At 69.3% G+C, this 26,667-nt stretch carries 22 protein-coding genes; 14 read left to right on the forward strand and 8 right to left on the reverse strand.

Annotation, left to right across the window (positions count from 1 at the left end):
• Nucleotides 1-14 precede the first annotated feature (14 nt).
• Complete coding sequence (locus ACGFY9_RS21465; RefSeq protein ID WP_393756271.1) at nucleotides 15-3,092, forward strand: family 78 glycoside hydrolase catalytic domain; 3,078 nt, start codon at nucleotides 15-17, stop codon at nucleotides 3,090-3,092.
• Here ACGFY9_RS21465 and ACGFY9_RS21470 read toward each other — a convergent pair.
• The 6 genes from ACGFY9_RS21470 to rhaI form a co-directional block, all read right to left on the reverse strand.
• Entirely contained in the window at nucleotides 3,065-3,733 is a 669-nt protein-coding gene (locus ACGFY9_RS21470) for a lactate utilization protein C (RefSeq protein WP_393756273.1), read from the reverse strand. The genes ACGFY9_RS21465 and ACGFY9_RS21470 overlap by 28 nt on opposite strands.
• Nucleotides 3,730-5,217 (reverse strand): LutB/LldF family L-lactate oxidation iron-sulfur protein, encoded by a 1,488-nt coding sequence (locus ACGFY9_RS21475; RefSeq protein WP_393756275.1) that lies wholly within the window; start codon nucleotides 5,215-5,217, stop codon nucleotides 3,730-3,732. Before ACGFY9_RS21475 ends, ACGFY9_RS21470 begins: the two co-directional genes overlap by 4 nt.
• Nucleotides 5,214-6,005: a (Fe-S)-binding protein gene (locus tag ACGFY9_RS21480; RefSeq protein ID WP_393756277.1), complete on the reverse strand. Its 792-nt coding sequence runs from the start codon at nucleotides 6,003-6,005 to the stop codon at nucleotides 5,214-5,216. Before ACGFY9_RS21480 ends, ACGFY9_RS21475 begins: the two co-directional genes overlap by 4 nt.
• A 73-nt stretch (nucleotides 6,006-6,078) precedes the next feature.
• Complete coding sequence (locus ACGFY9_RS21485) at nucleotides 6,079-7,530, reverse strand: rhamnulokinase family protein (RefSeq protein WP_393756702.1); 1,452 nt, start codon at nucleotides 7,528-7,530, stop codon at nucleotides 6,079-6,081.
• An 8-nt stretch (nucleotides 7,531-7,538) separates the two neighbouring features.
• Nucleotides 7,539-9,578: a bifunctional aldolase/short-chain dehydrogenase gene (locus ACGFY9_RS21490; RefSeq protein WP_393756278.1), complete on the reverse strand. Its 2,040-nt coding sequence runs from the start codon at nucleotides 9,576-9,578 to the stop codon at nucleotides 7,539-7,541.
• A gap of 112 nt (nucleotides 9,579-9,690) precedes the next feature.
• On the reverse strand, nucleotides 9,691-10,851 hold the full coding sequence (rhaI, locus tag ACGFY9_RS21495; protein ID WP_393756280.1) for an L-rhamnose isomerase: 1,161 nt from the start codon (nucleotides 10,849-10,851) through the stop codon (nucleotides 9,691-9,693).
• A 262-nt stretch (nucleotides 10,852-11,113) separates the two neighbouring features.
• Here rhaI and ACGFY9_RS21500 point away from each other — a divergent pair, with 262 nt between their 5' ends.
• The 10 genes from ACGFY9_RS21500 (at nucleotide 11,114) to ACGFY9_RS21545 (ending at nucleotide 21,297) form a co-directional block, all read left to right on the forward strand.
• The gene (locus ACGFY9_RS21500) at nucleotides 11,114-12,631 is read left to right on the forward strand and encodes a sugar ABC transporter ATP-binding protein (RefSeq protein WP_393756282.1); all 1,518 of its coding nucleotides are present in this window, start codon (nucleotides 11,114-11,116) and stop codon (nucleotides 12,629-12,631) included.
• Nucleotides 12,628-13,668 carry an ABC transporter permease gene (locus ACGFY9_RS21505; protein ID WP_393756284.1) on the forward strand — a complete coding sequence of 347 codons (1,041 nt, stop codon included), beginning with the start codon at nucleotides 12,628-12,630 and terminating at the stop codon, nucleotides 13,666-13,668. The genes ACGFY9_RS21500 and ACGFY9_RS21505 overlap by 4 nt, the downstream gene beginning before the upstream one ends.
• Complete coding sequence (locus ACGFY9_RS21510; protein ID WP_393756286.1) at nucleotides 13,661-14,644, forward strand: ABC transporter permease; 984 nt, start codon at nucleotides 13,661-13,663, stop codon at nucleotides 14,642-14,644. Before ACGFY9_RS21505 ends, ACGFY9_RS21510 begins: the two co-directional genes overlap by 8 nt.
• A gap of 102 nt (nucleotides 14,645-14,746) precedes the next feature.
• Complete coding sequence (gene rhaS / locus ACGFY9_RS21515) at nucleotides 14,747-15,829, forward strand: rhamnose ABC transporter substrate-binding protein (protein WP_393756288.1); 1,083 nt, start codon at nucleotides 14,747-14,749, stop codon at nucleotides 15,827-15,829.
• Between the two features lie 17 nt (nucleotides 15,830-15,846).
• Nucleotides 15,847-16,167: an L-rhamnose mutarotase gene (locus tag ACGFY9_RS21520; protein WP_033278944.1), complete on the forward strand. Its 321-nt coding sequence runs from the start codon at nucleotides 15,847-15,849 to the stop codon at nucleotides 16,165-16,167.
• Nucleotides 16,168-16,186: 19 nt separating this feature from the next.
• Entirely contained in the window at nucleotides 16,187-17,599 is a 1,413-nt protein-coding gene (locus tag ACGFY9_RS21525) for a BNR repeat-containing protein (protein WP_393756290.1), read from the forward strand.
• Nucleotides 17,600-17,687: 88 nt separating this feature from the next.
• The gene (locus ACGFY9_RS21530) at nucleotides 17,688-18,713 is read left to right on the forward strand and encodes a LacI family DNA-binding transcriptional regulator (RefSeq protein ID WP_393756291.1); all 1,026 of its coding nucleotides are present in this window, start codon (nucleotides 17,688-17,690) and stop codon (nucleotides 18,711-18,713) included.
• Nucleotides 18,714-18,823: 110 nt separating this feature from the next.
• Nucleotides 18,824-20,128, forward strand: coding sequence for an alpha/beta fold hydrolase (locus ACGFY9_RS21535; RefSeq protein WP_393756293.1), 1,305 nt, complete (start codon nucleotides 18,824-18,826; stop codon nucleotides 20,126-20,128).
• A 29-nt stretch (nucleotides 20,129-20,157) separates the two neighbouring features.
• Complete coding sequence (locus tag ACGFY9_RS21540; protein WP_393756295.1) at nucleotides 20,158-20,583, forward strand: hypothetical protein; 426 nt, start codon at nucleotides 20,158-20,160, stop codon at nucleotides 20,581-20,583.
• An 87-nt stretch (nucleotides 20,584-20,670) separates the two neighbouring features.
• Nucleotides 20,671-21,297 carry an FxLYD domain-containing protein gene (locus ACGFY9_RS21545; RefSeq protein WP_393756297.1) on the forward strand — a complete coding sequence of 209 codons (627 nt, stop codon included), beginning with the start codon at nucleotides 20,671-20,673 and terminating at the stop codon, nucleotides 21,295-21,297.
• A gap of 49 nt (nucleotides 21,298-21,346) precedes the next feature.
• Here the strand turns inward: ACGFY9_RS21545 and ACGFY9_RS21550 are convergent, their stop codons facing one another.
• On the reverse strand, nucleotides 21,347-22,360 hold the full coding sequence (locus tag ACGFY9_RS21550; RefSeq protein ID WP_393756299.1) for a carbon-nitrogen hydrolase family protein: 1,014 nt from the start codon (nucleotides 22,358-22,360) through the stop codon (nucleotides 21,347-21,349).
• 252 nt (nucleotides 22,361-22,612) lie between these two features.
• On the opposite strand from ACGFY9_RS21550, the gene sigJ reads away from it, so the two are divergent.
• Both sigJ and ACGFY9_RS21560 read left to right on the forward strand, forming a co-directional pair.
• Nucleotides 22,613-23,518, forward strand: coding sequence for an RNA polymerase sigma factor SigJ (sigJ, locus tag ACGFY9_RS21555; protein WP_393756301.1), 906 nt, complete (start codon nucleotides 22,613-22,615; stop codon nucleotides 23,516-23,518).
• Nucleotides 23,519-23,523: 5 nt separating this feature from the next.
• Complete coding sequence (locus ACGFY9_RS21560) at nucleotides 23,524-24,354, forward strand: pentapeptide repeat-containing protein (RefSeq protein ID WP_393756303.1); 831 nt, start codon at nucleotides 23,524-23,526, stop codon at nucleotides 24,352-24,354.
• Here ACGFY9_RS21560 and ACGFY9_RS21565 read toward each other — a convergent pair.
• Nucleotides 24,316-25,848: a cytochrome P450 gene (locus ACGFY9_RS21565; protein WP_393756305.1), complete on the reverse strand. Its 1,533-nt coding sequence runs from the start codon at nucleotides 25,846-25,848 to the stop codon at nucleotides 24,316-24,318. The genes ACGFY9_RS21560 and ACGFY9_RS21565 overlap by 39 nt on opposite strands.
• Nucleotides 25,849-25,956: 108 nt before the next feature.
• Between ACGFY9_RS21565 and ACGFY9_RS21570 the strand changes: the two genes are divergently transcribed.
• Complete coding sequence (locus tag ACGFY9_RS21570) at nucleotides 25,957-26,565, forward strand: TetR/AcrR family transcriptional regulator (RefSeq protein WP_393756307.1); 609 nt, start codon at nucleotides 25,957-25,959, stop codon at nucleotides 26,563-26,565.
• Nucleotides 26,566-26,667 lie beyond the last annotated feature (102 nt).

Genomic DNA, 26,667 nt, shown 5'->3' on the forward strand with positions numbered 1-26,667 from the left:
GAAGGGACAGCGGCATGAACGACGGAGTCGACGGGGCCGACGCGACGGCCGGCGACGGAAGGCCGCGCCGCAGCACGTCGCTCACCACGGCGGCCGACACCACCGTGTCGGGCCTGACGGTGGAACACCGCACCGATCCGCTCGGTGTCGACGCGACACACCCGAGATTCGGCTGGCGCATGGCGTCGGCCGCGAGGGGCCGGCACCAGACGGCGTACCGGATCAAGGTCGCCACCTCGCCCCGGCACCTGACCCACGGCGGCGCCGACGTCTGGGACAGCGGCCGCGTCGACTCGGCGGACTCGGTCGCCGTCCGCTACTCCGGCCCCGAACTGCGCGCTTCCACCCGCTACCACTGGACGGTGACGGTGTGGGACGAACACGGCCGCGCCGTCACCGCCGCACCCACCGCCCACTTCGAGACCGGCCTGCTCAGCACCGACGGCGTCACCGGCTGGGACGGCGCGCAGTGGATCGCCATGGCGGGCAAGCCCCCGAACACCGACGGCGCACCACTCCTGCGCAGCCAGACGCCACTGACGGGCGGGCAGGTGACCGAGGCGCGGCTGTACCTCTCCGCGCTCGGCGTGTACGACGCCTACGTCAACGGCCGCCGCGTCTCCGTGCCCCAGGGCGACGGCTCCACGTACGAGTTCATGCCCCCGGGCTGGACCAACTACGACACCACCGTCAACTACTTCACCTACGACGTGACGGACCTGCTCGCGGACGCGGCGCAGGTCACCCTCGCCGCCGTGCTCGGCAACGGCTGGTACAACGGCCGCATCGCCGAGAACAGCACCTACTACTCGGCCGACGGCAACCCCCTGGCCCTCAAGGCGAAACTCCTCGTCCGGTACGCCGACGGCTCCGCTCAGACGATCGTCACCGCACCCGGCGCCGACTGGCGAGCCACCGACACCGGCCCCTACCGCACCGACGACATCTACGACGGCCAGTTCTACGACGCCCGCAAGGAACTCCCAGGCTGGACGGCGAACGGCTTCGACACCTCGGCCTGGTCGGCCGTCGAGGCACAGGACCCTTTCCCCGACGCCCAGTTGGTCGCCTATCCCGGCGAGAGCGCCCGCCTGATGCCCGAGTGGGACCGCAAGCCGCACTCCGTCACCGTCTACACGGGAGTCACCGGCGTCTCTGGAGCCGAGGGGCAGGAGGGCAGCGCGAACGGCAAGGGCCGGATCGTCGTCGACCCCGCCCGCACGGTCACCGACCCCGTGCGGGCATCCACCGTCTCCGTCACCCTGCACCCCGGCGACACCGCGGTCATCGACCTCGGCCAGAACCTGGTCGGCGTGCCCCGCTACACCCTGCGCGGCCCGTCGGGCGCCCAAGTCGCCTTCAAGCCGGGGGAGATGCTCAACGACGACAGCCCCGGCGCCGACGGACCCGCGGGCTCGGTCTACCGCGCGAACCTGCGCACCGCCGGGGCCACCAGCACCTACATCCTCAAGGGCGACCCGGCGGGCGAGACCCACCAGGACTCGCTGACGTTCTACGGCTTCCGGTACGTCTCCGTCACCACGACCGAGACCGTCACCCTCGTCGACCTCACGGGCAGGGTCGCCACCTCCGCCCTCCACGACATCGGCACCATCACCACCGACGACACGGACGTCAACCAGCTGATCGGCAACGTCCGTTGGGGCCAGCGCGGCAACTACCTCTGGCTCCCCACCGACTGCCCACAGCGCGACGAACGCCTCGGCTGGACCGGCGACACCCAGCTCTTCTCCAGCACCGGCCTGTACACCACCGACGCGGTCCCCTTCCTCAGCCACTTCCAGGACACGCTGGTCGACTCACAGCACAACTACGGTGCGGGGAAAGCCCAGTTCCCGTGGGTCGCCCCCGGCCACCGCTTCAGCCAGCCGCTCCCGGCCAGCGGCTGGGCGGACTGCGGAGTGGTCGTGCCGTGGACGGTGTGGCAGATGTCAGGCGACACCACGATCATCGACCGCAGCTGGGCGTCGATGACCAGGTACCTGGACTGGATCCAGCAGCGCACCGGCGACACCTACGCCGGCCAGGGCGCGGTCTTCGGCGACTGGCTCGCCTTCCAGATCACCAGCACCCAGCTCATCAGCGACGTCTCCTACGGCTACAGCGCCCGCCTCATGGCGGACATGGCCCGCGCGACCGGCCGTACCGCCGAAGCAGCCACCTACGAGCGGCTGTTCACCCACATCAAACGGGCCTTCATCACCAAGTACTTCGCCACCGACGCCCTCACCGGACAGCTGACGGTCCGCTCCAGCCTCGGCGACCCACCGCCCCACACCCCCGGCAACAGCGCCGGCAAGACCGAGGACGACACCCAGACCGCCCTGCTCTGGATCCTCAAACTCGGCTTCTACGACACCGAGTCGCAGCACCGCCAACTGGTCACCCTGCTCACCGACAACATCGGCAACAGCCCGGCCTACAAGGCGGCCCACCCCGACAGCACCCGCGTGGAGTACCCGGAGAACACCCTCGCCGTGGGCTTCCTCGGCGTGAACGTCATCGCCCCCGTCCTCACCGACGAGGGCCGCGCCGACCTCGCGTACAGCCTCCTCCACCAGAACGCGATGCCGTCCTGGCTGTACTCGGTGGCCAACGGAGCCACCACGGTCTGGGAGCGCTGGAACTCGTACTCGAAGCAGGACGGCTTCGGCCCGGTCGACATGAACTCGTTCAACCACTACGCCTACGGCGCGATCATGGAGTGGATGTACGAGAGCATGGCCGGCATCGCCAAGGACCCCGACCACCCGGGCTTCAGGCACTTCTTCCTCCGGCCCCACATCGACCCGACCGGCAGGATCACGAAGGTGCGCGGCTCACACATCTCTCCCTACGGCGAGATCGTCAGCGAATGGACCACGCGGGAAGGCAAGTTGACGTACCGGGCTGTCGTCCCCGCCAACAGCACGGCGACCCTGCGCATCCCCACCGCCGACCCGTCGACCGTCCACGAGGGCAAACGGCCCCTGGCCGAGGCGCTGGGCGTGGAGTTCCTCGGCTACACGGACGGCACGGCCTCGTACCAACTGCCGTCCGGCACCTACGAGTTGACCTCCAGGCTCACCTGACCGCCCACCAGCACCACCTCCAGAGTGCGCGGACCGTGCACCCCCTCGACCCGGTCCAGCTCGATGTCGCTGGTCGCGGAGGGACCGGAGATCCAGGTCAACGGGCGTGTCGGGTCGAGGCGTTGGAGCGCCTGCGGGACCGAGGACACCACCTGGTCCGGCACCCGTACGACACAGATGTGGTGGTCGGGGACGAGCGTGATCCGGCGGCGGCCCTGGTCCGGGCCACCGTCCAGGACGATGGTCCCGGTCTCGGCGACGGCCACGGCACACGCCGTGACCACACTGTCGACCCGGTCCAGCTCGGCCGGAGTGCTCTCGGCCCGGTCCGCGACCTGTTCGACGTCGGCCGCCGCGAGCCAGGAAGGCTCAAGGCCCGGCGGTACGACGACCGTCTTCGAGCCCCGTCCGGCGAGCAACCCGGCGATCACAGCGGCCAGTTCGGCCTCCGTGCACCGGTGCACAAGCGCGCGGTAGTCGGCGAGATTCTCGGCGAGCAGCTCCACCGTCTGCCCGACACTCCGGTCCCCGTGCTCGCGCAGGTAACCGCGGTCGAAGGCCTGGTCGTAGGGCGTGTCGTCCTTCGGCACATCCGCGAGCGCGCGCTCCACGCGGCCCAGGATCCGTTCCCTGCTGCTCACTTGGCCTCGTCCTTTCCACCGTGCGTGCGCTGCCACCAGTCGCGGAACGGCTCCGCCGGTACGGCGGGCAGGTCCCGGGTGCCGGTCCATGCCTTGCCGGGGCCGGGCAGCGTCCGTGGATGGAAGCGCCGGGTGCGGGACGCGAGCCGCTGGCCGGTGCGCAGGGCGCCCGGGTGGGTGAACGTCCAGCGGGCCGCCCGCATCGCCGCGCGCTCGGCGCCATGGCCCTTGGCGGGTTGCAGGACGACCTTGTTGCCCTCGCGGGTCACCGGCCCGCCCTCCACGATCCGCTCCCGCAGATGCACCAGCACCTCGGGGATGTCGATGGCGACCGGGCACACCTCGTAGCAAGCGCCGCAGAGCGACGAGGCGTACGGCAGCGAGGCGTCGATCTCGCTTGCCGTGCCCCGGAGTTGGGGGCTGAGGATCGCGCCGATCGGGCCCGGGTAGACCGAGCCGTAGGCGTGCCCGCCGGCCCGCTCGTACACCGGGCAGACGTTCAGGCAGGCCGAGCAGCGGATGCAGCGCAGGGCCTGGCGGCCGACGTCGTCGGCGAGGGTGTCGGTGCGGCCGTTGTCGAGCAGGACCAGGTGGAAGGCGCGCGGGCCGTCCCCGTCGGTCGTACCCGTCCAGGTGCTGGTGTACGGGTTCATGCGCTCGGCGGTCGAGGAGCGGGGGAGGGTCTGCAGGAACACCTCCAGGTCCTGCCAGGTGGGCACGATCTTCTCGATGCCGACGACAGAGATCAGTGTCTCGGGGAGGGTGAGGCACATCCGGCCGTTGCCCTCGGACTCGACGACGACGAGCGTGCCGGTGTCCGCGACCATGAAGTTGGCGCCGGAGACGCCGACTTTGGCCCGCAGGAACTTCTCGCGGAGGTGGAGGCGGGCGGCCTCGGCGAGTTCGGCGGGTGTGTCGGTCAGCCCGTCCGGGGCCGGGCGGCCCCACTCGCTCATCTCACGGGCGAAGATCTCACGGATCTCACCGCGGTTGCGGTGGATCGCGGGGACCAGGATGTGCGAGGGGCGGTCCTTGCCCAACTGCACGATCAGCTCGGCGAGATCGGTCTCGTAGGCGCGGATGCCCGCCGCCTCCAGGGCTTCGTTGAGCCCGATCTCCTGCGTGGCCATCGACTTGACCTTGACGACCTCCGACTCGCCCGTCTCCTCGACGAGTCGGGTCACGATCCGGTTGGCCTCGTCCGCGTCGGCGGCCCAGTGGACGATGCCGCCGGCCGCCGTCACCGACTCCTCCAACTGGACCAGATACCGGTCGAGATGACGGAGGGTGTGGTCCTTGATCTGCTTGCCGGCCTCGCGCAGCGCGTCCCAGTCGGACAGCTCCGCCACGGCCTTGGCCCGTTTGGCGCGGATCGTGTGGGTGGCGTGGCGCAGATTTCCGCGCAGGGTCTGGTTGTTGACGGCCTCATGGGCGGCTACAGGGAAGGCCGGGAACGCGGGCATTCCGACGAACGTCTCGCTCATGCGCCCGCCTCCTCTTCCGCGACGGCTCCGGTGCCGACTTCCGTGGTGCCTTCGGTCGCGGCCAGAATCTCGGCGATGTGCACGGGCCGCATCTCGGTGTGGAGCCGGGCCATCGTGCCGCCGATGTGCATGAGACAGGAGTTGTCCGCCGCGCACAGCACCTCGGCACCCGTCGATTCGGCGTTGCGCACCTTGTCGGCACCCATCGCCGCCGAGACATCGGAGTTCTTCACGGCGAACGTCCCACCGAACCCGCAGCACTCGTCCGCACCGGGCAGCTCGACCAACTCCAGCCCCTTGACGGCCTGGAGGAGCTTGCGAGGCCGGTCGCCGAGCCCGAGGCTGCGCAACCCGTGGCAGGTCGGGTGATAGGTCACCTTGTGCGGGTAGTAGGCCCCGACGTCCGTCACCCCGAGCACGTCCACGAGGAACTCGGTCAGCTCGTACGTCTTCGGCACCACCGGCGCCAACGTGGCCGCGAGGGTGTCCCCGCGCCCCTCGGCCCGGGCCCGCTCACCCATGCGCGGATACAGCTCCCGCACCATCGCCCCGCACGACCCGGACGGCGTGACGATCGCCTCGTACTCCCCGAAGACATCGGAGAAATGCCGGGCGAGCGGCTCGGCCTCATGGCGGTAACCGGTGTTGTAGTGCGCCTGCCCGCAGCATGTCTGTGCCATCGGGAAGTCGACCTCGACGCCCAGTCTGGTCAGCAGTTTCACCACGGCGCGCCCGGTGTCCGGATAGAGCGTGTCGTTGACGCAAGTCAGGAACAGGGCGACACGCATCGCGGCTCCTTAGTGGTCGGTCATCGGATGGATGCAGCGTAGTCGGAGGCCACCGTCTCGGGGAGCCCCTGGTTCACCGCGCGGCGAGCCGGGCCTCCGCCGCTCGCCACCGGGCGGTGTCGCCCTGAGGTTCGTAACGGGTCGACGGCTGGGTGCGGGCGAGCAGCCCCCGCATCCCGGCCAGGTCACCCACGAGCCCATGGGCCCGCGCCTGGACGAGCACGTTGCCGAGAGCCGCGGCCTCCGTAGGCCCGGCGACCACCGGCAACCCGCAGGCATCGGCGGTCAGTTGGCACAGCAGCGCGTTGCGGGTACCGCCCCCGACGATGTGCACGACGTCGACCGGATGGCCGGCGAGTTCCTGGGCGTCGCCGACCGCCCGGCGATGGGCGAGCGCGAGAGAGTCGAGGATGCACCGCGTGATCTCCGCCCGGGACTCCGGCACCGGCTGCCCGGAACCACGACACGCATCGGCGATGCGCTCGGGCATCCGCCCCGGTGCCAGAAACGCCGCGTTCCCCGCGTCCACGACCGACCGCAGCGCCGGTACCCGGGCCGCCCCGCGCAGCAACTCTCCCAACTCCGGCTCACCCCAGGCCCGTACACACTCCTGAAGCAGCCACAGCCCCATGATGTTGCGCAGATACCGGACCGTGCCGTCGAGCCCCAACTCATTGGTGAAGTTGGCGGCACGACTGGCCTCACTGAGCACGGGCGCGTCGAGCTCCAGCCCGGCGAGGGACCAGGTGCCCGTACAGATATAGGCGAACCGCTCCTCAACCGCCGGAACCGCGACGACAGCTGACGCTGTGTCATGCGACCCGACCGCAGTCACCGCCACAGGCCCCTGAAGCCCCGTCTCCTCCACCACCTCGGCCCGCAACACCCCCGCAGGATCGCCTGGTTGCCGCAACGAGGCGAACAGCCCGAGGTCGATGCCGAGGCGGGAGGCGATGTCGTACGCCCAGTCACGCGTCCGGGGATCGATGAGTTGGGTGGTGGAGGCGTTGGTCAGCTCGGTGCCCTGCTCACCGGTGAGCCAGTACGACACCAGGTCGGGGATGAGCAACAGCCGCTCGGCGTGGGCGAGTTGGGCGGAGTCGCGAGCGGCGGTCAGCTGGTACAGCGTATTGAAGGGCGCGTACTGCAACCCGGTGGACGAGTACAACTCATCCACCGGCACGGTCGCCCACACCTTCTCGGCGACCCCGTCCGTGCGGGCGTCCCGATAGTGCACGGGGTTCCCCAGCAGCGCCCCGTCCGCGTCCAACAGCCCGTAGTCCACGGCCCAACTGTCGATACCGACCGAGTCGAGCCGCCCGCCGGTGACCGCGCCCGCAGCCCGGAGCCCGTCCAGGACACCCGCGTACAACGCGAGGATGTCCCAACGCAGCCCCTCAGGGGTGCGAACGGGTCGGTTGGGGAAGCGATGGGCCTCCGTCAACTCCAGGGAGTCGGGCCCGACGCGGCCGACCATGACGCGCCCACTGGACGCGCCGAGGTCGACCGCGGCGTACACGTTCACGTCAGCGCTCACCGAAGGAAGGCGGCCGCAACGCCGGCGTCGACCGGGACGTGCAGCCCGGTGGTGTGCGTCAAGTCCCCACCGGTGAGGGCGAAGACGGCGTTGGCGACATGCTCCGGCAGTACCTCACGCTTGAGGATGGTCCGCTGGGCGTAGAACTCGCCGAGCTTCTCCTCCTCGATCCCGTAGGTCGCCGCACGCTGCGCACCCCAACCCCCCGCGAAGATGCCCGAACCGCGCACGACACCGTCCGGGTTGATCCCGTTGACCCGGATACCGTGCTCACCCAACTCGGCGGCGAGCAGCCGTACTTGATGGGCCTGGTCGGCTTTGGTGGCCGAATACGCGATGTTGTTGGGCCCGGCGAACACGGCGTTCTTGGAAGCGATGTAGAGGATGTCGCCCCCGAGCCCTTGCGCGATCATCGCCCGGGCAGCCTCACGAGAGACGAGGAAGGAACCACGGGCCATGATGTCGTGCTGCAGATCCCAGTCCCTGGCCGAAGTCTCCAACAGGGGCTTGGAGATGGAGATCCCGGCGTTGTTGACGACAAGATCGACCCCGCCGAAGGCAAGCAGGGCAGCCTTGAAGGCATGGGCGATCTGCCCTTCGTCCGTCACATCGACAGTGACGGCAACGGCCTTGTCGGGCCCACCCAGTTGCTCCGAAACGGCCTGCGCGCCAGCGGAGTTGAGATCCGCGACAACAACGCAAGCCCCTTCTTCGACCAACCGCCGGGCAATGGCCTTCCCGATCCCGCTACCCGCACCGGTGACGAGCGCGACCCGAGTAGCGAGCGGCTTGGGCTCGGGCATCCGCTGAAGCTTGGCCTCCTCCAACGCCCAGTACTCGATACGGAACTTCTCCGACTCCTCGATCGGCGCGTACGTGGACACGGCCTCGGCCCCGCGCATTACGTTGATGGCGTTGACGTAGAACTCGCCGGCCACCCGCGCCGTCTGCTTGTCCTTGCCGAAGGAGAACATGCCGACGCCCGGGATCAACACGACCGCCGGATCGGCACCGCGCATCGCGGGGGAGTCGGGCAGGGCGTGCCGCTGGTAGTAGGCGGCGTACTCCTCGCGATAGGCGGCGTGCAGCTCCTTCAGCCGCGCGATCGCCTCGTCCAGCGGAGCGGTGGGCGGCAGATCGAGAACGAGCGGCCTGACCTTGGTCCGCAGAAAGTGATCGGGGCAGGAGGTCCCGAGCGCGGCGAGCCGGGGATGCTCGGCCCGCGCGAGAAAATCAAGCACGACATCGGAATCGGTGAAGTGCCCGACCTGCGCCCGGTCTTGAGACGCGACAGCCCGGACGTACGGCGCGAGCGCGGCCCCCCGCTCCCGCCGCTCACCCTCGGGCAGCGCACCGTACCCCTCGACGACGTGCCCGAAGGGTTCCGGCTTCCCCCGCTCGACGAGAAACGCCTCGGCTGTACGGATGATGTGCAGGGAGTTCCGCTCGCACTCCTCGGACGTCTCACCCCACGCGGTGATCCCATGCCCCCCGAGCACACACCCGATGGCCTGCGGATGGGCGGCTTTGACGGCGGCGATGTCCAGCCCCAGCTGAAACCCGGGCCGCCGCCAGGGCACCCACACCACGCTGTCCCCGAAACACTCGGCGGTCAGCTTCTCCCCGTCGGCGGCACAGGCGAGCGCGATCCCGGAATCGGGGTGCAGATGGTCGACATGCGCGGCGTCCACGAGCCCATGCATAGCGGTGTCGATCGAGGGCGCCGCACCCCCCTTCCCATGCAGGCAGTAGTCGAACGCGCCCACCATCTCGTCCTCGCGATCCACCCCCGGATACACGTCGACCAACGCCCGCATCCGGTCCAACCGCAACACGGCCAGCCCGCCCTCGGTGAGTGTCCCGAGATCCCCTCCGGACCCCTTCACCCACATCAATTCGACATCACCCCCGGTCACGGGATCGGTGTCGGTTCCCTTGGCCGACGTATTGCCGCCGGCGTAGTTGGTGTTGCGGGCATCAGCGCCAAGTCGATGAGAACGAGCAAGCAGAGCAGCGGCCTCGGGGTGCGGTGCCATGAACTTCCAGTCCTTTGCGAGAGAGGGTGAGTTTCTTCCCTAGGGGCGCGGGGAACTGCGCGACCAGCCACAACGGCTCCGCACCCGCATACAACGAATTCCCGGCAGACGCTTAGGCGCCCCACCCGGCCTGCTGCCCCCCAACTCGCTCAGCGACAATCCGCTCCTGCCACCCACTGGTGCGGTACGCCGCAATGGGGTCAGGGGCAAGCCCCTGCTCCTCGCGCAGTTCCCTGAGCAACGGCCGCACATCCGTGTTGTATGCGTCCATCACCACGGCATTGGCCTCCAGCACATCGCCGGCCCGCTGCGCAGCAGCCAACGCGACGGAATCCACCAGCAACGCCTTCGCCGTCGCTTCCTGCACATTCATCACCGACCGAATGATCGCCGGAATCTTCGCTTCGATGTTGTGGCACTGATCGAGCATGAAGGCCACATCAGCGGTGAACCCCCCACCCCGAATCACCTCGTACATGATCCGGAACAACTGGAACGGATCCGCCGCCCCCACCATCAGATCGTCGTCCGCGTAGAACCGCGAGTTGAAGTCGAACGCCCCGAGCTTCCCCTCCCGGAGCAGTGTCGCCACGATGAACTCGATATTGGTGCCGGGAGCGTGATGCCCGGTGTCGACCACGACCTGCGCCTTCGGCCCGAGCTTCAGACAATGCGCGTACGCAGTGCCCCAGTCCGGCACATCCGTCGAGTAGAACGCCGGCTCGAAGAACTTGTACTCAAGCAACATCCGCTGCCCGTCCCCCAGCCGCTCGTACACCGCCGCGAGCGCCTCACCCAACCGATCCTGACGCGCGGAAAGGTCATCCTGCCCCGGATAATTCGTGCCGTCGGCAAACCACAGCTTCAGATCGGCGGAGCCCGTCGCATCCATGATGTCGACACACTCCAGCAGATGATCCAGCGCCTTGCGCCGCACCACCGCATCGGGATGACACACACTCCCGAGCCGGTAGTCGTCGTCCTGGAAGGTGTTCGAGTTGATCGCCCCGAGCTTCAGCCCGTGGTCCTCCGCGAACTTCCCCAGCGCCCCGAAGTCGTCGACCCGGTCCCACGGGATGTGCAGGGCCACGGTTGGCGCCACGCCGGTGAACTCGTGGACCTTCGCCGCATCCTCCAGCTTCTCCTGCGGAGTCCGGGGAACGCCCTCCTGGGCGAAGACCTTGAACCGGGTCCCCGAATTCCCGTACGCCCACGACGGCGTCTCGACTGCCTGGGTCTGGAGAGCGGCCTTCACCGCGGCGAGATCGGTCACTTGACGGCTCCTGTGACATGCGATGGAACGGCGTATGTATGAAACGATTCAGAGAGCGAAGTTATGAGCCTCCCGAAGGGGTGTCAAGCCCTACGGCGAACCCTGTGGCCCGTGACTCCAACGTGACCTTTGGCTATCGAAAGTTTTTCGACGCGGACCCATTGACGTGACAAGGCTGGCGCGCCTAACGTCCCGGCAACCAAGTTGAAACCTTTCACGACGCTGTGAGGGCCTACCCGCCGGCGTCGTCGAGGAGCCCCTCATGACCCACCCGTCAGAAGCGGGTCCGGCCCCGGTGCTCGCGCTCAAGGGCATCTCCAAGTCCTTCGGCGCGGTGCGCGCCCTGCGGGACGTGTCCCTCGAACTGTTCCCCGGTGAGGTGCACGCACTCGCCGGTGAGAACGGCGCGGGCAAGTCCACTCTCATCAAGACCCTCGCCGGTGTGCACCGGCCCGACGCCGGCCAGGTGCTGCTCGACGGCGCGCCCGTGCTCTTCCACGGCCCCGGTGACGCCCGCGACGCGGGTATCGCCGTGATCTACCAGGAACCGACCCTCTTCCCCGACCTGTCGATCGCCGAGAACATCTTCATGGGCCGCCAGCCCCGCCGCGCGCTGGGCCGTATCGACCACAAGGCCACGTACGCGGCGACCGCCGCCCTGATGAAGCGACTCGGTGTCGAACTCGACCCCGACCGCCCGGCGCGCGGACTGTCCATCGCCGACCAGCAGATCGTGGAGATCGCCAAGGCGCTCTCCTTCGACGCCCGAGTCCTGATCATGGACGAGCCGACGGCTGCCCTCACCGGCAGTGAGGTGGCGCGCCTCTTCGGCGTCGTCCGCGCCCTGCGCGAACAGGGCGCCGCCGTCCTGTTCATCTCGCACCGCCTGGAGGAGATCTTCCAGATCTGCCAACGCGTCACCACCTTGCGCGACGGCGCGCTGATCTCCAGCGAGCCGATCGACGGCATGACCGAGGACGATCTCGTACGACGCATGGTCGGCCGTGATCTCGACGACCTGTACCCCAAGCAGGACGTCGAACCAGGCGAAGTCGCCCTGAGCGTCAAGCGGTTGACCCGCGAGGGTGTCTTCACCGATGTCTCCTTCGACGTACGGCGCGGAGAGATCGTCGGTCTCGCCGGGCTCGTCGGAGCCGGCCGCACCGAAGTCGCGCGGGCCGTCTTCGGCATCGACCGCTGGGATGCCGGTGGGGTCGAGGTCGACGGCAGGTCGCTGACGAACGGGGCCCCTTCGACCGCGATGGCCGCGGGCCTCGCCCTGGTCCCCGAGGACCGACGCGCCCAGGGCCTGGTGATGGACATGTCCATCGAGCGGAACATCGGCCTGACCGGCCTGCGGACGACCGTCAGGGCGGGCCTCGTCGACCGGGGAGCCGAGCGCAGCCGTTCCCTCGACTGGGCGGTGAAGCTGCACGTCAAGTACGCGCGGATCGCCGACACCGTCAACACCCTGTCCGGCGGCAACCAGCAGAAGGTCGTCCTGGCCAAGTGGCTGGCCACCGGCCCCAAGGTGCTGATCGTCGACGAGCCGACCCGAGGTATCGATGTCGGGACCAAGGCCGAAGTGCACAGGCTGCTCAGCGAGTTGGCCGCCGACGGGGTCGCCGTCCTGATGATCTCCTCCGATCTGCCCGAGATCCTCGGCATGGCCGACCGCGTGCTGGTGATGCACGAGGGTCGCCTCACCGCCGAGATCCCCCGCTCCGAAGCCACCGAGGAAACCGTGATGGCCGCAGCCACCGGGAGGGCCGCCGCATGACGGTCACCGCGCCGAACCCCGCGCCCGCCGCCGAAGTGCCCGAGTCGAGCAGCACCCGGCTCGTCGACCGGGTCTTCAAGATGCGCGAACTCGCCATCCTGGTCGTCTTCCTGGTGATGATCGGCATCACCCAGGCGGGCAACAGCCAGTTCCTGTCCCAGCAGGGCATCAAGGACCTGCTCCTCAACGCGACCATCCTGGTGCTGGTCGCCACCGGGCAGTCGCTGGTCGTCATCACCCGCAACGTCGACCTGTCCGTCGGCTCCACGCTCGGCATCACCGCGTTCGCCACCGGTGACTACCTCCAGGGCGGTGGCAACGCTGTCATCGCGATCCTGCTGGCGGTCCTGCTCGGCGTCGGACTCGGCCTGGTCAACGGGCTGTTGGTCAGCCTGGGGCAGGTGCCCGCGCTGGTCGTCACGCTCGGCACGCTCTACATCATCCGGGGCGTCGACTCCATCTGGGTCGGCTCACGGCAGATCACCGCCGCCGATCTCCCGGGCGGATTCGTGGACTTCGGCTCCGGCGGACTGTCCGCGGTGCCCTGGCTCGCGATGATCGCGCTCGCCGTACTGGTCGCCACCGCCTACTACCTCAAACACTTCGGCAGCGGACGGGAGTTGTACGCCCTCGGCTCCAACCCCGAGGCCGCCCGGCTCGCCGGAATCCCCGTCCGCAAGCGGACCCTCGCCGCGTACACCTTCTGCGGCGGGCTCGCCGGACTCGCCGGCGCGATGTACCTCGCCCGCTTCGGCAACGTCGACTCCGGCACCGGCACCGGGTACGAACTCACCGTGGTCAGCGCGGTGGTTGTCGGCGGGGTGGTCTTCACCGGCGGCTCCGGCAGCGTCTACGGCGCGGCCCTCGGCGCACTCCTGCTGACCTCGATCAACAGTGTGCTGCCCGCCCTCGGCGTCAGCTCCGTCTGGGTGCTGGCCATCAACGGCATCCTGCTCATCCTCGCCATCGCCGTCGACCGGATCGTCGCCCTGCGTGTGGCCACCGCACTGAAGAAGAGGAACGCCCGCCATGCCTGAGCCAGCGTCCTTTGCGAACCGCGCGATCCGCTGGGACACGGTCGTCGGCGCCCTGCTCATCGTCCTGCTGCTGTTCTCCTTCTCCTTCGTGGACGGCTTCGGCAACGCGCTGAACCTGTCGTTCCTGATCGGCAACACGCTCCCCATCGCGCTGATCGCCCTGCCGATGACGTTGTTGGTCGTCTCGGGTGAGATCGATCTGTCGGTCGCCTCCACGGCCGGGCTGTCGGGCGCGGTGATGGGCAAGCTGTGGAACGACGGCATGACCATCGAGACGATCATCCCGATCTGTCTGCTGCTGGGCGTGGTCTGCGGGCTGGTCAACGGGCTTCTCGTCACCCGGCTCGGGCTGCCGTCCCTCGCCGTCACGATCGGCACGCTCGCCGCGTACCGGGGGATCGCGCAGATCGTGCTCGGCTCCGACGCCGTGACCGATTTCCCCACGCAGTACCTGGACTTCGCGTCCGGGCGGCTTGGGGGGACGTTCCTGCCGCGGGCTTTCCTGCCCTTCCTCGTGTTGCTCGCGATCGCCGTGGTCGTGTTGCACGCGACGCCGTTCGGGCGGTCGTTGTTCGCGATCGGGGCGAATGTGGAGGCTGCGCGGTTCGCCGGTATCCGGGTGCGGCGGCAGAAGTTGATCCTGTTCACGGTGACGGGGTTGATGGCTTCTCTCACCGGCGTGTTCTGGGCGCTGCACTACGCCAGTGCTCGGTATGACAACGCGACCGGACTCGAACTGTCCGTCGTGGCAGCGGTGTTGCTCGGCGGGATCGACTTCGACGGTGGGAAGGGGACGTTGGGAGGTGCGGTTGCCGGTGTCTTTCTGCTCGGGGCGTTGCAGAACGTGATGAGTCTGGTGAACGTTTCCGCGCAGTCTCAGATCGTTGTCACCGGTGTTCTGCTCGTGGTCTCCGTACTTGGGCCTCGGGTTGCTCGGCAAGTCGCTGTCTCTCGGGCCGCGGCACGATCCACCTAGTCGGTCGGTTGGCGGCTGCGGGTCCGTTGTGGCTGGTCGCGCCGTTCCCCGCGCCCCTTTGGGGCGCGCTTCACTCAACCTCGTATCTAAGGAACCCCTGTCATGCGTAAAACATCCCTTCGTCGTGCCCTTGCGGCCCTCGTCGCCGTCACTTCGCTCACGCTCGTCGCCACCGCTTGCGGTGGTACCACCAAGAAGGACGTGAAGGACGAGAACACCGGGTCGGCCGTCACCGGTGGCAAGGCCGATCCGAATGCCGCGCTCAAGAAGGGGCTCACCGTCGCCTTCCTGCCGAAGGCGGTCAACAACCCGTACTTCACCACGTCCGACAAGGGCGGCGAGAAGGCGCTCACCGAACTGGGCGAGAAGTACAAGGAAGTCGGCACGACCAGCGCCACCGACACCTCCGGGCAGGTCTCCTACGTCAACACGCTCACCCAGCAGCAGGTGAACGCGATCGCCGTGTCCGCGCAGGACCCGGGTGCCCTGTGCACCGCGCTCAAGCAGGCGATGAGCAACAAGATCAAGGTCGTCACCTACGACTCCGACACCAACCCGGAGTGCCGCAACGCCTTCGTCTCGCAGGCCAGCGCCGAGGACCTCGGCCGTACCGAGGTGCAGCTGCTCGCCCAGCAGATCGGCTACAAGGGCGAGATCGCGATCCTGTCGGCCGCGCAGACCGCGACGAACCAGAACACCTGGATCGGCTTCATGAGGGAGGAGCTGAAGGACCCGAAGTACAAGAACATCAAGCTGGTCAAGGTCGCCTACGGCAACGACGACGCCCAGCAGTCCTTCCAGCAGACCCAGGGTCTCCTCCAGGAGCACCCGAACCTGAAGGGGATCATCTCCCCGACCACCGTCGGCATCAAGGCCGCCGCCCAGTACCTCTCCGGCTCCAAGTACAAGGGCAAGGTCAAGCTGACCGGCCTCGGCACCCCCAACGACATGCGCAAGTACGTCAAGAACGGCACCGTCGAGGGCTTCGAGCTGTGGGACCCGGCGAAGCTCGGCGCCCTCGCCGCGCAGACGGCGGTGGCGCTGGTGTCGGGGCAGATCACCGGCAAGGAGGGCGAGACCTTCAAGGCCGGCGGGACGTCGTACACCATCGGCAAGGACGGCGTGATCAGCCTCGGCAAGCCGACCGTGTTCGACGCGAAGAACATCGACCAGTTCAACTTCTAGTAGATCCAGGGGTGTTGATGCAGCGCGTGTGCTTCCTGCTGAAGGTCCGGGCGGACCGCCTCGACGAGTACCGCGAGCGGCACGCCGCCGTGTGGCCCGAGATGCTCGACGCGCTCTCGGCCACCGGCTGGCACAACTACTCGCTCTTCCTGCGCGAAGACGGCCTGCTGGTCGGCTACTTGGAGACCGAGGACTTCGCCGCCGCCCAGGCCGGCATGGAAGCCACCGACATCAACTCCCGCTGGCAGGCGGAGATGGCGCCGTTCTTCGAGTCCCTGGACGGCGCCCGTCCCGACGAAGCGATGAAGCCCCTCACCGAGGTCTTCCACCTCGCGTGATCCCCCACAGGAGCCGCTCATGAGAAGACGCACCGTGCTCACGACCGCCATACTTGCGGCCGTGGCAACGCCGGGCATCGCACGGGCGGCCGTCCCCGGCCCGTCCGTCACCAAGAAGAGCACCACCCAACTCGACGCCCAGGCCGTCTACTTCGTCTCGTACGACGGCCTGGTCAACAACAACTCGTTCCAGAAGAACGGCCTGCTGACCTACAAGGGCTATCAGTACGCGGCCTGGTACACCGCCACCAAGCAAGCCGTCGTCGCCCGCCGTGTCCTCGGCGCGACCACCTGGTCCACGATCACCCTCTCCCACACCCTCAAGAGCGACGACTCCCACAACGTCATCTCCATGGGTGTCTCCCGTGTCGACGGCCGCCTCCACCTCAACCTGGACTCCCACAGCGACGGCTTCTTCTACGTCAAGTCGGTCGCCGGTCTCCTCGACAACCCGGCGTCCACCGCCTGGAGTTCGGCCGTCCTCGGCGCCGTACAGACATCGCTGGACGGCGTGGCACTCACCACCCAGTTCACGTACCCCCAGTTCATCGCCACCCCCGAAGGCAGGCTGCAGCTCAGCTACCGCGTCGGGATCTCCGGCAACGGCCGCAACGCCCTTGCCGAGTACGACGGTTCGCAGTGGACCGCGCTGGGGGAGTGGAGCAGCTCGACCGGCACCTACACCAGCACGCACGGCTCCAGCGCCGCCCGCAACATGTACCTGCACGGCATCGACTACGACGTCAACGGCCGGCTGCACTCCTTCTTCACCTGGCGCGAGCAGTCCGCCGCCGTGATGTGCAACAGCGGCGGCATCACCAACCACGACACCGGATACGTCTACTCGACCGACCGGGGCCGCACTTGGCGCAACGACGCGGGAACTGCCGTAGGAACAACGGGCAGTTCGGACACCGTGGCCGTCACGGACGCCGGTCTGGTCGTCGATCCGCTCGACCCTGACCACTCCCTGATGAACCAGGAGAGCCAGTCCACCGACTCCACCGGCCTCCCGCACGCGATCATCAGCTACGTCCCCGGCCGCTTCGGCCAGTGCACCACCAACTACGTGACCGACCGCATCGCCAACGGCCGCGCCTTCCACGTCCGCAAGAACGCGTCGGGCACCTGGCAGAAGACCGAGATCCCCATCGCCCTGAACTCCAGCCAGCGCACCAAGCTGGTCCTGGACAAGTACGACAACGCCTACGCGGTGCTGCCCTACGGCCGTATCGCGGGCGCCTCGAAGTCCTCGGGTTACACCGACTGGGCGCTGCTGTACGACGGGAGCGGTCTGAACGCGTTCGGTGAGGTCGTCGTCGACGAGTTGCGGGTGAGGGCGGACAACGTGCTGTCGTTCATGTACCAGGAGAAGTCGAGCGGTACGACCCCCTCGGCACTCCACGTCGTCGACTTCGCCCTGCCCGCGTGAGCGGCACGGCCGCAGGAGTCGGCACAGGTCATGGCGGTAATGTGAAGACCTGCCCGCCGTCCCACGTCACCCTGGAGGTCTCCGCCTGATGGCCCAGCCGGTGGGTATCAAGGACGTCGCCCGCGCCGCCGGAGTCTCCGTCGGCACGGTCTCGAACGTCATCAACCGCCCGGACACCGTCGCCACGGAGACCCGGGCCCGGGTGCTGTCCGCGATCGACCGCCTCGGCTACGTCCGCAGCGAGTCCGCGCGCCAGTTGCGCGCCGGGCGCAGCCGGATCATGGGGTTGCTCGTCCTCGACATGGGCAACCCGTTCTTCGTGGACGTGGCCCGCGGCGCCGAGCGGGCCGCGCGCGAATCGGGGCTCGGCGTGATGGTCTGCAACAGTGCGCAGAGCCCCGTCGAGGAGGCCGACTACCTCTCGCTCTTCGCCGAACAGCGGGTGCGGGGCGTGCTGTTGACCCCGGCGGACGCGACCGGACGCAACATCGAGTCGTTCCGCCGGCACGGCATCCCCTTCGTGCTCGTCGACCGCGTCGCCGAGGGCACCACCGAGTGCTCGGTCTCCGTCGACGACGTCGCCGGCGGCGCGCTCGCCGTGCGGCACCTCGTCGACGCGGGGCACCGCTCCATCGCCTACGTCAGCGGGCCGCCCGGCTTCAACCAGGTTCGGGACCGCCGTACCGGCGCGCAGAACGCGCTCGCGGAGGCCGGTCTCGACCCCGACGCGCTGCGCGAGCTGCCCACCGACCGGCTCGACGTGGCCGCCGGACGGGACGCCGGAGCACGGCTGCTCGGCCTCGCCGACCGGCCGACAGCCGTCTTCTGCGCCAACGACCTCCTCGCCCTCGGCGTGCTCCAGGCCATGTACGCGGCCGGGGTCGGTGTCCCCGACGACCTCGCGATCGTCGGCTACGACGACATCGAGTTCGCGGCGGCGGCAGCCGTACCGCTCACCTCGGTCCGCCAACCGGCCGTCACCATGGGCGCGTTGGCCGCCGAGCTGCTCCTTGAGGAGACGGAGGCGGAGACCGCGGCGCGTCCGCACGAGCACCGGAGGGTCGTGCTCCAGCCGGAACTGGTGGTGCGCCGCTCCAGCCTCTCCGCCCGCTGATCGGCCGGTCAGTAGTGATCGACAGGATTTCATGATCCAGGGGTCGGATATCGGACGCGCATGTGCTGAGATGTGACGCGGCCCGTCATTCGTCCGTACCAGGAGCCCCGTTGTCTGTCAGCTACCGCCAGCCCGGCGTCGTCCTCACCGACCGCCACTTCACCGTGCCCCTCGACCACGAGGACCCCACGGGCGAGACCATCGAGCTCTACGCCCGTGAGGTCGTCGCGAGCGACAAGGCGCACCGTGAGGACCTGCCGTGGCTGCTCTACCTCCAGGGCGGACCCGGTTTCGGGGCGAATCGTTTCGTCGGTAGGCAGGCCTGGCTCGACCGCGCGCTCGACGACTACCGCGTGCTCCTCCTCGACCAGCGCGGCACCGGCCACTCCACCCCGCTCACCCGGCAGACGCTCCCGCTACGCGGCGGCCCGGCCGAGCAGGCCGAGCACCTCACGCACTTCCGCGCCGACTCGATCGTCCGGGACTGCGAGGCGATCCGCCCCGCCCTCACCGGAGGCGCCCCCTGGACCGTCCTGGGCCAGAGCTTCGGCGGCTTCTGTACGGTGAACTACCTGTCCACAGCGCCCGAGGGCCTGCGCGCCGCCGTCCTCACCGGCGGTCTCCCGTCCCTCGACGCCCACGCGGACGACGTCTACCGCGCCGCCTACCCGCGCATCGAACGCAAGGTCGCCGCCCACTACGACCGCTACCCGCAGGACGTGGAACGCGCCCGCCGCATCGCCGAGCACCTGATGCGGCACGAGCCGGTCCTCCCCAACGGCTACCGGCTCACCGCCGAGGCCTTCCAGTCCCTCGGCATCATGCTCGGCGGCAGTGAAGGCAGCCACCGCCTCCACTTCCTCCTGGAGAACGCCTTCGTCCGCACCCCGAGCGGCCACGAACTCTCCGACGCCTTCCAGGAAGAGGTCCAGAACTCCCTCTCCTACGCCGGGCACCCCCTGTACGCCCTCGTCCACGAGTCGGTCTACGGCCAGGACAACCGGCCCACCGCCTGGTCGGCGGAGCGCGTCCGCGCCGAGTTCCCACAGTTCGACGCGGCCAAGACCCTCGCGGGCGACAGCCCCCTCCTCTTCACCGGCGAGTCCATCCACCCCTGGATGTTCGACTGCGACCCCGCCCTGCGCCCGCTCCGCGAGACCGCCGAACTCCTCGCCGCCCACACCGGCTGGCAGCCCCTCTACGACCCCGCGCGCCTCGCCGTCAACGAGGTCCCGGTCGCCGCGGCCGTCTACCACGACGACATGTACGTCGACGCGACCCACTCCCTGCAGACCGCCCGCGCGATCCGCGGCCTGCGCACCTGGGTCACCGACGAGTTCGAGCACGACGGGGTGCGGGCGGGCGGCCCGCGCGTCCTGGACCGGCTGCTCGCCCTCACGCGGGACGAGGCGTAGAGCCCGGGAGACGTGGTTGATCTGCGCCCATGACCGAGCCGCAGAACACCCCGCTCCAGCCCATGCCCGACGACTGGCGGCGAGCCCTCGCCGTGGTGGCCCACCCGGACGACCTCGAATACGGCTGCTCGGCGGCGATCGCCGCGTGCACCGACGGCGGCCGTTCCGTCGGCCACCGCCCCGAACTGGTCATCACCATGAACCACCGGGACACCTGGGGCGGTGTCCGCCGGGTGGCCGTCGCCGGTTTCGCCGGGCCCACGCACGCCGAGGACGCCACTCCGGGCCTGGAACGCGGGGTGCGCTCCCTACTCGAACACCGCACGTACATCGAGGCGTTGACGGACGAGGACCCGGAGACGTACGCCCGTGAGCTCCTGACCAAGTGGGCGACGATCACCGGGGAGAGGTTCGGCGGGAAGCCGGCGGTGTCGTTCGGGCTGTTCGCTAGGTAGCGCCCGCCAGGCAGCCGGGGCGGGCCCGTCACCCGGTGGCCGTCGGTGATGTGCCGCATCGAAAGTTCCGACATAAGGTTCATTTCGATGAATACCAAGCCACTGAATACCAAGTCGCTCCGCCGGGCCCGCCCAGCCGCCCTGGTCCTCGCCGTCGTCGCGGCGAGCACGGTCGCGCTGGTGTCGTGCGGCGACGACAACGACAGCTCCGGCAGCAGCGCGCAGGTGTCGACCCCGGACACGGCCTCCTTCTCGGGGATGACACCGTCGCCCCTGAAATCGGCCGCGTCGTCGGCGGTCGCGTCGGCCCGTGCGGCCGCCTCGGCCGTGGCGTCCTCCGCGTCGGCGGCCGCGTCCTCCTTCGAGGCCTCCGTGTCGTCGGAGGTGGCCCGCGCGAGCAAGGACGCCCAGAACGAACTCAAGGGCGTCGAGGGTCAGGGCAACGCGATGTCGGACGTGGCCATGACCGGCAAACCGCGCGCCCAGACCAGCGGCCTGCTCGCCGTCCTCGTCACCATCACCAACAAGACCGACAAGAAGGCGTCCTACGCCGTCCAGGTCGACTTCCTCGACTCCTCGGGGAAGGTGGTGGAGACCCGCTACGTCGGCGCCGAGAACCTCGCCCCCGGCGCGAAGGCCCAGCCGGTCGCCATCAGCGCCAAGCCGCCGGAGCCGGTGCTGACCCCCAAGTTGGCGAAGGCGCAACGCTATTGAGCGGCCTGTCGGGCAAGAGGTTGCCCAACAGGCCGCTCAACACCGGGAGTTAGAAGGCCGCTGTCCGGTCCTCGCTGCGCGGGTCGGTCACCTGGTGCTCGGTGTAGAGGCCCGCCCGTGCCTCACGACGCCAGGGACGTCCGTAGGTCACCGCGTCGGCGGCGGCCTCCGAACTGTCGTCGAGGTTCACGACGGCCACCGACGGTGAGTCGTCCGAAGGGCACCGCGCGAGCCAGTCGCCGTTGGGGGCGACGATCCCGGACGGCGCGGTGCCGCTGTGCTGCGCGGGCACGGACAGGCTGACCCAGTAGCTGTTGACCGCGGCGTGGCCCTGCGCCTGTGCGGCGGTGTTGCCCGGGGTGCCACTGGTGGAGAACAGGACGCAGTCGACGTCCAGCTTCTCGTACTCCGCGAACAGCTCCGGGTAGTGGATCTCCATGCCGAGCAGGCAGCCGAAGCGCACCCCGTCGACGTCGAAGGTCACCGGTGAGACGCCCGGCGAGTACATGTACGAGACCTTCGTCCTCGACAGCAGGCGCTCGTCGTAGCGTGTGACGACTTCGCCGCGATCGGAGATGACGTAGAGGCTGTTGTGCGGACGGTTCGGGCCCGTCAGGCGGTGCGCCGCCGCGACCACCGTCCACAGCCGCAGCTCGCGGGCCAGCTCGGCGATCGCGGCCAACTCGGCCTGGAGCACCGGCCATTGGCACCGGTCCCAGTCCGCCGGGCCGACCGCGTCCGGGCCGTCGACGGACATGACGTACTTGTTGGGAAAGCAGATCGCGCCTTCCGGGAAGTGCACGATCCGCGCTCCCTGAGCACCGGCCTCGCACATCAGCGCACGGACCTCACGCCCGCTCTCGCGGAGTGCCTCGACGTCTCGGGGGTCTTCGCGTACGGGGGTCTGCGCCACGGCGAGCCGCACGCGCTCGGGGTTCCTTGCTTCCGGCATGACGTCTCCTGATGGAGTCGGACGGAAGTGCCGGAGGGCGGTCGTGTAGGACTCGCCGGTCTTGGCGGCGCGGGCGCGCACCTGGCGCTTGAAGTTCCTACGGGCTGTCATCGCGGCCTTCCACGCCTTGAGCGACGGCTCCCCGGCAACCTCGCCCGAGGCGATCGGGCTGCGACAACGACCTGAGACACTGGTCCCTTTGCCTCCGCTGGGAGACCGTGCCGGGGACGGTCGTGGGAGGTTCGGCGTAGGCCACGCAGTCGGTCATCATGCCGTCGCGCGCGGGCTCCGTCAATATCCTTCAGTACGTCCAGCGCGCCGCCGAACGACCGGCCGCCGGCGAGAATCGACCACGGGGACGGTATGAACGACGAGGACCTTCTGGCGGACCGCTTCGAGGAACACCGGGGCCGGCTGCGCGCGGTCGCCTACCGCATGCTGGGCTCCCTGCCGGAGGCGGAGGACGCCGTCCAGGAGACGTGGTTGAAGCTCAGCCGGACCGACGCGGACGACATCAGGAACCTCGGCGGCTGGCTGACCACGGTCGTCGGCCGGGTCTGCCTCGACCTGCTGCGGTCCCGTTCGTCACGCCGCGAGGACCCCATGGACGAGGCCTTCACCGAGACCTTCGTCCCCGACCCCTTGCTCAGACCCCTCACGGAACTCGATCCGGAGGAGGAAGTACTCCACGCCGACTCCGTGGGCCTCGCCCTCCTCGTCGTCCTGGAGACCCTGGAACCCGCCGAACGGCTCGCGTTCGTCCTGCACGACATGTTCGCGGTGCCCTTCGACGACATCGCCCCGATCGTGGAACGCGGCTCGGCCGCGACCCGCCAACTGGCCAGCAGGGCCCGCCGCCGGGTCCAGGGCGCGAGCCCGTCGACGGACCCCGACCTCGCCCGCCGGCGCGAGATCGTCGAGGCCTTCCTCACCGCCGCCCGCGAGGGCGACTTCGACGCGCTCGTCGCCCTCCTCCACCCGGACGTGGCCCTGCGCGCCGACTCCGGAGCCCTCGTGCGGGGCGCGGCCGCGTCCAAGGCGATGCGTGGCGCACGCGCTGTCGCCGAACAGGCGCTCATGTTCGCCCCGTTCGCCCGCCACGCCCGACTCGCCCTGGTCAACGGCTCGGTGGGCGTAGTCAACGCCCCCGAGGGACAGGTCCTCTCGGTCATGGGCGTCACCGTCGCCGACGGCCGGATCACCGAGATGTTCATCCTGTCCGATCCGGACAGGCTGGCGCGCCTCGATGTGACCGGGTCAGTACGCTGAACGGCATGGAAGATCACATAGCGGCCCTCTCCGACCTCCGAGGCGACTGCGAGCGCTGCGTCGGGCTGTGCTGTGTGGCACTGCCCTTCGCCGTCTCGGCCGACTTCGCGCTCGACAAGGCCGCCGGGACGCCGTGCCCGAATCTTCAGGGCGATCACCGCTGCGGTATCCACGCGAAGCTCCGGACCAGCGGCTTCACCGGCTGCACGGTCTACGACTGTTTCGGCGCCGGGCAGCAGGTCTCCCAGGTCACCTTCGGCGGACAGGACTGGCGCACGGCTCCCCGGGAGCAGGCCCGGCGGATGTTCGACGTGTTTCCCGTCGTACGGCAGCTTCATGAACTGCTCCGGTACCTGACCGAGGCGCTCACCCTGCCCGCCGCCGAGCCGGTCCACCCCGACCTGCGCCGGGCCCTCGGCCGTACCGAGGAACTCACGCGCGGGACCCCCGAAGAGCTCGCCGCGCTGGACGTGGGCGCGCACCGGCAGGAGGTCAACGTGCTGCTGCTGAGGACCAGTGAGCTCGTGCGGGCCGGTGCGCGGGGCAAGAAGAAGGAGCGGCGGGGTGCCGACCTCATGGGCGCCCGGCTCAAGGGCGCCGATCTGAGCCGGGCCACTCTGCGCGGTGCCTGTCTCATCGCCGCCGATCTCACCGGGGCCGACCTGCGCGGCGCGGATCTGATCGGGGCCGATCTGCGGGACGCCGATCTCACGGACGCGGATCTGACCGGCGCCTTCTTCCTCACCCAGCCTCAGGTCAACGCGGCCCGGGGGAGCGCCGGGACCAGGTTGCCGGAGTCAGTCGTCCGTCCCGTGCACTGGACAGCGGGGCTCTGACCGCACCTCGTCGGGGACCGTGACCGGTGCGGGGGCCGCTGCCCCGGTGCGCCGGTCCAGATGCAGGCGCAGGCCCTCCGGCATCAGAGTCAGGCGCTCGGTCACGCGCAGCCGGTACGCGGGGTCGGGGCGCAGTTCGTAGCGGCGCAGCAGCAGGCCGAGGACCAACGTCGCCTCGTGCAGGGCGAACTGGCGGCCGATGCACGCCCGCGCCCCCGTCCCGAACGGCTTGAAGGTGTGCGGGGCGCGGGAGCGTACGGCCTTGGCGTCGAAGCGGTCCGGGTCGAACTCCTCGGCGTCCGCGCCCCACACCTCGGGGTCGCGGTGCAGCATCGGCGTGAGGATCAGCGCCCAGGCGCCTCGGCGCATCGGGTGGACCCCGGTCAGTTCGGTGTCCCGGGTGGCCTCGCGGGCGTACGCGGGGGCTGTCGGCCAGAGCCGCAGCGACTCGTCGAGGACCCGGCGGACGTAGCGCAGCTTGGCGACCTGGTCGTAGCCGGGGGTCTCGGTGTCGCCCCAGATCTGGTCCACCTCGGCGCGGGCGCGGGCCGCGATCTCCGGGTGGCGGGCGAGGTAGTGCAGGGCGAAGGACAGGGAGCCCGAGGTCGTCTCGTGGCCGGCGACGAGGAACGTGATGACCTGACGGCGGACGTTCTCGGGGGAGAGACGCTCGCCGGTCTCCGGGTGGGCCGTGTCGAGCATCCGGTCGAGGAGGTCGCCGTCTCCGGTCCCGCTCGCCTTGCGGCGGGCCTGCACCATCTCGTCCACCGTGCGGTTGAGGTAGGCGATGTCCGCCTCGTTGCGGCGAGTCGCGCTGCGCAGCAGGAGCGGGGCCAGGGGGGACGGTACGGAGTTGAGGCGTTGCGCGTAGCTGAGCGTGCCCACCATCGACGTCACGAAGGGGTGCGGGCGGTCGCGTTCGAAGGAACCGAAGTCGTGGCCGAAGCCGGTGCGCGAGATCGTCTCCAGGGTCAGCTTGGTCATGTCGCCGGGTACGTCCACCGAGCGTCCGGCGGTGAGTTCGCGGTCCCAGTGGTCGGTGAGCCGCTCGGCCACGGACAGCATCATCGGGTGGTAGCCGGCCATCGCCTCGCGGCTGAAGCCGGGGGCCAGCACATCGTGCGCCAACTGCCAGTTGGGCTCGTGGTTGTAGGCCGTGAACAGGCCGTCCCCGGCAACCGGCCGCAGGTTCGCGACCCCCAGGCCGACATGCTTGGCGAACCGTGACTCGTCCGCCATGTCGGCGACCAGACCGGCGCCCCACACGAACACGAACTCCTTGCCGAAGGCCTTCCGCCGGAAGATCGGGCCCAGTTGGCGGGCGTAGCGGAGCGTGTCCTGGAGGGGAGTGCGGCGGTCGGCGCCGAGGACGTCACCGAGCAGCGGGACCCGGCGCGGGGGATGCGGGATGCGGTCGAGGTCGGGCCAGCCCTGTTCGGCGCCCCGGAATCCCTTCGGCAGCCCGGTCGGCGTCGCCGTCGTCGTCTCCGCCATGACGCGATCTCCCTTGATCCTGCGGCAGGTTGAGCCTGTTGTACGTGGGTTCAATAACGGGTTTCAGTCTGATCCCGTTGTTGAACCGACGTCAAGTAAAGTGCGGGAATGGCCGCCAATCAGGGTGAGCGCACGCGCCGCCGGCTCAGCACCGAGGAGCGCCGGGAGCAACTCCTCACGGTGGGCGCGCGGTTGTTCTCGGAGGATCCCTACGACGACGTGTGGATCGAGCAGGTCGCCGAGATCGCCGGGGTCTCCCGCGGGCTGCTCTACCACTACTTCCCGACCAAGCGGGACTTCTTCGCGGCCGTCGTCGAGCGTGAGAGCGAGCGGATGCTGCGGATGACGGCGGCCGTGCCGGGCATACCCGCCCGTGAGCAACTCGACGCCGCCCTCGACACGTATCTGGAGTACGTGCACACCCACGCGCACGGCTACCGCGCCTTCCATCGAGCCGACGCGGCGGGGGACCAGACCGTACGGCGGGTCTATCAGCGGGCGTTGGCGGCGCAGGAGCGGCAGGTCCTGGCCGCGCTCGCCGCGGGTCCCGAGTTCGGTCCTGCCGTGGCGGAGCGGCCCGACGCGAAGCTCGCGGTGCGCGGGTGGCTGGCCTTCACCACCGCCGTCTGTCTGGAGTGGCTGCGCGGACCGGAGTTGAGCCGGGAGCAGGTGCGCGATCTGTGCGCGCGGGCGCTGTTGGGCGTCATCGCGCCCTGAACTCGTCCTGGAGTCGCCCGGAACTCGTCCTGGACGACTTGGTGGAGAGATTGCGTGGCGTGGTTGGCGTGCGCCCCGATCTTCGGTAAGTTAGGCAAGGCT

The organism is Streptomyces sp. NPDC048504 (assembly GCF_043200035.1).
In the GTDB taxonomy this organism is placed as follows: Bacteria; Actinomycetota; Actinomycetes; order Streptomycetales; family Streptomycetaceae; genus Streptomyces.